This is a genomic window from Granulicatella sp. 572.rep1_STHE (assembly GCF_001073445.1).
GTDB lineage: Bacteria > Bacillota > Bacilli > Lactobacillales > Aerococcaceae > Granulicatella > Granulicatella adiacens.
Genome location: NZ_JVBO01000019.1, coordinates 182,434 through 189,582, shown reverse-complemented (window position 1 = coordinate 189,582; position 7,149 = coordinate 182,434). Strand labels below are relative to the sequence as shown.

At 35.3% G+C, this 7,149-nt stretch carries 7 protein-coding genes; 6 read left to right on the top strand and 1 reads right to left on the bottom strand.

The window, feature by feature from the left end; genetic code table 11:
• The coding region (locus ADH99_RS04890; RefSeq protein ID WP_049555914.1) for an IS3 family transposase at positions 1 to 328 on the top strand (328 nt) is incomplete at its 5' end.
• A 52-nt stretch (positions 329 to 380) separates the two neighbouring features.
• Here the strand turns inward: ADH99_RS04890 and ADH99_RS10280 are convergent.
• Entirely contained in the window at positions 381 to 509 is a 129-nt protein-coding gene (locus ADH99_RS10280) for a DUF4044 domain-containing protein (protein ID WP_160313167.1), read from the bottom strand.
• A 209-nt stretch (positions 510 to 718) separates the two neighbouring features.
• Between ADH99_RS10280 and gndA the strand changes: the two genes are divergently transcribed.
• The 5 genes from gndA to dltD all read left to right on the top strand — a co-directional run bounded on the left by gndA (position 719) and on the right by dltD (position 7,106).
• Positions 719 to 2,152 (top strand): NADP-dependent phosphogluconate dehydrogenase, encoded by a 1,434-nt coding sequence (gene gndA / locus ADH99_RS04885; protein WP_049555282.1) that lies wholly within the window; start codon positions 719 to 721, stop codon positions 2,150 to 2,152.
• A 131-nt stretch (positions 2,153 to 2,283) separates the two neighbouring features.
• Positions 2,284 to 3,549: an excalibur calcium-binding domain-containing protein gene (locus ADH99_RS04880; protein WP_049555281.1), complete on the top strand. Its 1,266-nt coding sequence runs from the start codon at positions 2,284 to 2,286 to the stop codon at positions 3,547 to 3,549.
• 121 nt (positions 3,550 to 3,670) lie between these two features.
• Positions 3,671 to 4,384 carry a response regulator transcription factor gene (locus tag ADH99_RS04875; protein WP_275452447.1) on the top strand — a complete coding sequence of 238 codons (714 nt, stop codon included), beginning with the start codon at positions 3,671 to 3,673 and terminating at the stop codon, positions 4,382 to 4,384.
• A 7-nt stretch (positions 4,385 to 4,391) separates the two neighbouring features.
• Positions 4,392 to 5,846 (top strand): sensor histidine kinase, encoded by a 1,455-nt coding sequence (locus ADH99_RS04870; protein ID WP_005606794.1) that lies wholly within the window; start codon positions 4,392 to 4,394, stop codon positions 5,844 to 5,846.
• 90 nt (positions 5,847 to 5,936) lie between these two features.
• Positions 5,937 to 7,106, top strand: coding sequence for a D-alanyl-lipoteichoic acid biosynthesis protein DltD (dltD, locus tag ADH99_RS04865; RefSeq protein WP_049555280.1), 1,170 nt, complete (start codon positions 5,937 to 5,939; stop codon positions 7,104 to 7,106).
• Positions 7,107 to 7,149: the final 43 nt, after the last annotated feature.

Genomic DNA, 7,149 nt, shown 5'->3' with positions numbered 1-7,149 from the left:
TTTTAGAGAAGAACAATACGAGAGTACTATTCTCCATAGTGATCAGGGATGGCAATACCAGCATGAGTTTTATCATAGTTTTTTAGAAGATAAGGGCATTCAGCCATCTATGTCCCGCAAGGGTAATAGTACTGACAATGGCATGATGGAATCGTTCTTTGGCATTCTTAAATCAGAGATGTTTTACGGCTATGAAAAGACATTTAAATCTATAAAGGAACTTGAGGGGGCAATCGTCGACTATATTGATTATTACAACAACAAACGAATCAAAGTAAAATTAAAAGGACTTAGTCCTGTACAATACAGAACTAAATCCTTTGCTTAAATTAATTGTCTAACTTTTTGGGGTCAGTACAATTACCTGCCGGACCTTTTTTCTATTTATAATTCAAGATGGTTAATGCTACTTGTAGAACAATAGCCCCAAGGGTTCCGATTAACATTAATACAGCAACCACACGTGTAATTTTTTCAACGGTTGAAAGATTACGTTTTTTCTTGGCCAACACAATCGCTCCTTTTTTCTATCTTCTGTAATAGTTTACCGTAAACTAGAGTGAATTACTAGTCTTAAATGCTTAAACTACCTTTATAAAATTGAAAATGATTGAAATGAAAACAGAAGAGATGAAAGAAAAGCGGCCAAAAATCTTTCAAATATTAACGATTTTTGTTAACATAGGAATGGAAAATAAAACAAATTGGAGGAAGATTCATGTCAAAACAACAAATTGGTGTCGTTGGTATGGCCGTAATGGGACGTAACTTAGCGTTAAATATTGAAAGCCGTGGATATAGTGTTTCAATTTTCAACCGTTCATCATCTAAAACAGATGAGGTTGTTGCACTACATCCTGATAAAAAATTAGTACCAACATACACTGTAGAAGAATTTGTACAATCTTTAGAAAAACCAAGAAGAATCTTATTAATGGTAAAAGCTGGGGAAGCTACAGATAAGACCATTCAAAGTTTACTTCCACATTTAGATAAAGGTGATATTTTAATCGATGGAGGAAATACCTTCTTCAGAGATACAATGCGCCGTAATGAAGAACTAGCAAACTCAGGAATTAACTTCATCGGTACTGGTGTATCTGGTGGGGAAGAAGGAGCCTTAAAAGGACCTTCCATCATGCCTGGTGGACAAAAAGATGCTTATGACTTAGTAGCACCAATCTTAGAAGAAATCTCTGCTAAAGCAGATGATGGCGCTCCATGTGTGACTTACATTGGACCAAACGGAGCAGGTCACTACGTAAAAATGGTTCACAACGGAATCGAATATGGGGACATGCAATTAATCGCTGAAAGTTACGATATCTTACGTCGTGTTGGTGGATTATCTGTAGAAGAATGCGCTGAAGTCTTCCAAGAATGGAATCAAGGCGAATTAGATAGCTACTTAATCGAAATCACAGCGGACATTTTAACAAAGAAAGATCCTGAAACAGGTCGTCCAATGGTAGACGTAATCATGGATACTGCTGGAAACAAAGGTACTGGTAAATGGGCTTCACAAAGCGCATTAGACTTAGGGGTGCCACTTCCATTAATTACGGAATCTGTATTTGCACGTTTCGCTTCAACATTGAAAGAAGAACGTGTTGCAGCAAGTAAAGAATTAGCAGCAACTAAGATTCCTGAATTAACAAATTCAGAACGTCAAGCTTTAATCGAACAAGTTCGTAAAGGATTATACTTCTCTAAAATTATGAGTTACGCGCAAGGATTCGCTCAAATGCGTGTAGCTAGTGAAGAGTTCGATTGGGACTTAAACTACGGCGAAATCGCGAAAATCTTCCGTGCAGGATGTATCATCCGCGCACAATTCTTACAAAAGATTACAGATGCGTTCGAACGTGATCCTCAATTGAAGAACCTATTATTAGATAAATATTTCTTATATGTGACTGAATCCTACCAAGATGCAGTTCGTGATGTTGTTGTAACGGCTGTTCGTGCTGGTATCCCAGTACCAACATTCTCAAGTGCATTAGCTTACTATGATTCATATCGTTCAGAAACATTACCTGCAAACTTAATTCAAGCACAACGTGACTACTTCGGTGCACATACGTACAACCGTGTAGACAAACCAGGAACATTCCACTTCGAATGGGCACAAGAAAAAGAAATTGAACAATAATTGTAAAACCAGTCTTTACAGACTGGTTTTTTATTTTAGGAAGCAAGTGGAGACTTGTTTCGAAATTGGTAACTACCAGTTGATTACGATATCGTTTTCATCTATAATAAACGTATCTATTAGGAGGGAGAATGGAAATGAAATTAAGAAAAGTATTTTTGTGTTTGATTACGTTTTTAGTAGTGGGAGTAGTTCCGTTAAATGATTCAGTAAGTGCGAATGAGATTCACTTTAGAAACTGTTCTGAAGCATGGGCTGCAGGATATGGAGACATTTCAGTTGGCGAAGACGGGTATGCGGATCATCTTGACCGAGATAAAGACGGAACTGCATGTGAAATTGTAAAATCAAAGGGACAATATCGTTCCCGTAGAGCAGATGGAACGCCTTTGAATAAAGTAAAAGCCACTTATTGGGAACAAGTGGGTGGCAATTGGTATTACTACGAAAAAAATGTTCGAGTTACTGGCTGGAAACAAATCAGCGGTACTTGGTATTATTTCAATAGTAATGGAGTAATGCAGACTGGTTGGCAGGAGTTAGGAGCTAACTGGTATTATTTTAAAGATACAGGCGCTATGCAGACAGGTTGGCTAAAAAACAATAATGTCTTGTACTATTTTGACAGTAATGGTTATATGCAAACGGGTTGGAAACAAATCAGTAACAACTGGTATTATTTTGACAATTCGGGTGGCATGGTTACAGGTTGGAAAACAATATGGGGAAAACGTTACTTATTTAACTCATCTGGAATAATCCAAACTGGATGGCAAAAAGATAATGACAAATGGTACTATTTTGATAGCAATGGATATATGCAAACCGGTTGGAAACAGGTTAATGATGTTTGGTATTTCTTAAATAGTTCCGGAGTAATGGAAACTGGTTTGAAAGAAATTAATGGGGTAAAATATTTCTTTGCAGCAAGTGGAGCTATGCAAACTGGTTGGAAATGGTTCGATGGTAGTTATCATTACTTCAAAAATAGTGGGGCTATGCAAACCGGATGGTATCAAGAAAACGACCAATGGTACTATCTGGATGAAAACGGAAGAATGGTCATTGGATTCTATAAAGTCTATAAATCAGAATACTATTTTGAATCATCTGGGATTATGCAAACTGGCTGGAAATTCATTCATAATAATTGGTATTATTTTGAACAATCAGGAGCAATGTTAAAAGATCAGTTAACACCAGATGGTTATCGAGTTGATAAAGATGGTGTTTGGAGAGTTGCGGTGGAAACTACAACTACGACATCCACTACAACTACAACGGTGGTAACGACAACTTCTCAAGAAGCACCAAGAGAAAACACAGAGCCCACTACACAAGAGACAACTCAAATCCAAATCACAACTGAAGAAGTGAAAAGTGATAAAGCTCAGTAATTTTCTATTGAAAAGAATTAAACGATAGACTCGTTTAATTCTTTTTTTATATAGAGAAATATTCATTAAATTCTGTTAAGAAACTCATGAATATGGTATGATAATTCTATTAGGGAGAATAATGGAAGGGAGTTTAAATATGCAAGGAAATCAACGTATTTTAATTATTGAAGATGAAAAAAATTTAAGTCGCTTTGTAGAATTAGAACTGCAGCATGAAGGATATGAAACTAAAGTTTGCTCAGACGGAAGATCTGGCTTACAAACAGCAATTGATGAGTCTTGGGATGCTATTTTATTAGATTTAATGTTACCAGAAATGAATGGATTAGAAGTTGTTCGCAGACTACGACAAGTCAAACAAACACCAGTCATCATTATGACTGCGCGCGATTCGGTGATGGATCGAGTAGTCGGGTTAGACCAAGGAGCAGATGACTATGTGGTAAAACCATTTGAAATCGAAGAAATATTGGCTAGATTACGTGCCTTGTTTAGACGCTTGCAGATGGAAGAACAATCTCGTAATATTAAACAAACAAAAGTAGAGTATCGTGACTTAGTGATTGAAGTTGAAAATCGCGTAGTACGAAGAGCTGGAGAAGTCATTGACTTAACTAAAAAAGAGTATGAACTCCTTCTTCTATTGATGGAAAATATTGATATTGTTTTATCACGGGAAATCTTACTGAAAAAAGTCTGGGGATATAAAAATGAAGTTGAGACGAATGTTATTGACGTTTATGTTCGATATATCCGTAATAAAATTGATGTCCCTGGAAAGGAAAGTTATATTCAAACAGTCCGTGGTACGGGTTATGTAATGAGAAGTTGAGGAAAAGATGATGAACTCAAATAGTCAACATAAATCAGTAGCAAAAAAATGGTGGTGGGTTATTTCGGCCACCATTTTTGCCTTGCTGGGGATATTAACCACAATTCTTATTCATGGTCAAATTATGACCTTACGTGAAAACGAAAAAAATCAGACAATTGTTTATGCTCAAGTAGTTTCCGACTTACTTTCAAGGAAGTCAGAAAATTTAACGGCTGCGGATATTGTTTCTATCTTAAATGAAGCGGAGCAGTATGAGCAAGGACAAAACGGTATCTATAAAAAGAACAGTAGCTTTTATCCAATGAATGAGGAATTAAACATTCGAGTATTTGATACAAGTAGGGAACTAATCTTCCAAACGCAACAATGGCAAGATCCTTTGCAAGTATCTAGTACGCTAGAAACCAAATTCGTTCCTTTATCAACCGGAGAAGAAAGCATTCAAGTAACAATGCCGATTTTATCGAGAACGAATCGTTTGCTAATTGGTCATTTGCAAATTATTAATCGGATGGCAAAATTAACAGAAATGAAAAAACAGTTGCAGAAATTATATATCCAATTGTTGATTATGGAAGCTTTGGTATCTATTGGGTTGGCTTATTTCATCTCTAGACTTATTTCCAAACCTATCGAACAGATTCATGATATTATTGCGTCCATTAACGAAGATAATATTGATAGTAAGCGGCTGATTATTCCTAAGAAAAATGATGAATTTGCAGTAGTTTCTCAACAGTTTAATGAATTACTAGATAAAATTAGTTTTTATATATCTCAGCAAAAACATTTCGTGGAAGATGTTTCTCATGAGTTACGAACGCCTGTAGCAATTGTCGAAGGACACCTTAAACTGCTGAATCGATGGGGAAAAGATGATCCAGAGGTACTTGAAGAGTCTTTAGAAGCCTCATTAGCAGAAATAAAACGTATGAAAACTCTTGTTCAAGAGATGCTCGATTTGTCTAGAGCTCCTCAAGTAAGAGAGCAGTATAAAGACGCGACTACAGAAGTGGTGGATACTTTAACCCAAATAGTGGCTAATTTTAAAGTATTGTATCCAGATTTTACGTTTGTCTTGGATATTGATTCAAAAGCTGACTTATTGTCACCTATTTATAGAAATCATTTTGAACAAGTCATTATCATTTTGTTGGATAATGCGGTCAAATATTCAACGAATCGTAAAGAAATTATCGTTAGCTTATCAACGGTAGCGGATCAAGTGGAAATTGGAATCCAAGATTTTGGGATGGGATTAAGTGAGGAAGATAAAAAGAAAGTTTTCTCTAGATTCTATCGAGTTGATAAAGCCCGTTCAAGAGAACGTGGGGGGAATGGATTAGGTCTCTCAATTGCAAAAGAACTGATAGAAGGATACAACGGCAGTATCAGCTTAACGTCCCATTTGGACCAGGGAACAGTTTTTAAAGTGAAATTACCGATTGTAAGTTCATAAAAAAGATTAAAATTTCACCCGATTTTACTAGATATCTTTCTAAAAGATGGTAAAATTGGGTGAAAATTATTTTTGAATGGGGAGAATCATTTGGTTAGGATAAAAGCTTTTTGTATTGCAATCGTGCTATCGATTATTTCAGTGGTAGCTTTTCTATTTTTCTATATTCCTTATATTAATAGCTATTATAAGGTAACAGATAATTCTATTAGATATGGGATTAGTCAGGAAAAATATAAAAGCGTTGATATTATTAAAGAGAATTTAGATAAAAATACGCTTGTATTATTCGGTTCATCAGAATTAGAAATTACAAATCACAAAGAATATAGTTTTAATAAAGTATTCAATACAGAAGATTTTCATATTATGCAAATTGGAAGTGGGAATTATCAAAATATTATCCATGCAGCAATGATGGGAGCTCTAGGAGATTCCATTCCAAAGAAAAAAATTGCGATTGTTGAGTCGATGCAATGGTTTGAAGAAAATGATCAGAACCGCAAAGCTTTCGCAAGCAAGGTTTCTAAAGAAGCGGTTTATGGTGCTTTAACAAACGAGAAACTTAGTCTGGATACAAAGACAAAACTGATTGATCGCATTATCAGTTTGAGTAGCGAGAATAAATCTTTAAAAGAGACATTTGAGCGCTACAAACGAGTGCTAGTGGATAAAGAACCTCTTCCAGGAGATGAATGGATTATGCAAGTAGATTTAATGCAGTACAATCAAATCTTGAAATCCGGTTTTGCAAAAAACAAAAAATCTTTTGGACCAAAAGGGGTTAAGTCTGAAAAAGCAGCAGATATTGATTGGGCAAAACTTGAGGATAATGCCGTTAAGGATGCTGGAAAAAATACTCAAGATAATCCTTTTGATATGGATGATACTACTTATAAAAAATATTATGCAGACAAAGTAAGTAAGGTAAAAGATTCTAAGAAGAATGTCAATTTTGAGAACGCTGCAGAGTTTGATGACTTCAAATTATTTCTACAAATTGCTAAAGAACTTGGGATTGAAACTAAAGTAGTGCTGTTTCCTGTAAATGGAAAATGGTATGATCATCTAGGGGTAAATAAAGAAACTAGAGAAAAATATTATTCAAAGATGAAATCTATTATTGAATCTTACGGAGCTTCTGCTTGGGATTTATCTTCCAAAGAATATGAACAAGATTATATGCATGATGGAATTCATCCAGGCTGGAAATCCTGGATTGAAACCAATAAAGCATTGTATGATTTTTTTAATAAATAAATGAAGTTCACTGTTATTAACAGTGAACTTTTTTTGTGATACA

Excerpts from the sequence above, each read along its gene's own strand:
- gndA (WP_049555282.1), top strand. The coding sequence starts at position 719 with ATGTCAAAACAACAAATTGGTGTCGTTGGTATGGCCGTAATGGGACGT.
- ADH99_RS04870 (WP_005606794.1), top strand. The coding sequence starts at position 4,392 with ATGATGAACTCAAATAGTCAACATAAATCAGTAGCAAAAAAATGGTGG.
- ADH99_RS04875 (WP_275452447.1), top strand. The coding sequence starts at position 3,671 with ATGGAAGGGAGTTTAAATATGCAAGGAAATCAACGTATTTTAATTATT.
- ADH99_RS04880 (WP_049555281.1), top strand. The coding sequence starts at position 2,284 with ATGGAAATGAAATTAAGAAAAGTATTTTTGTGTTTGATTACGTTTTTA.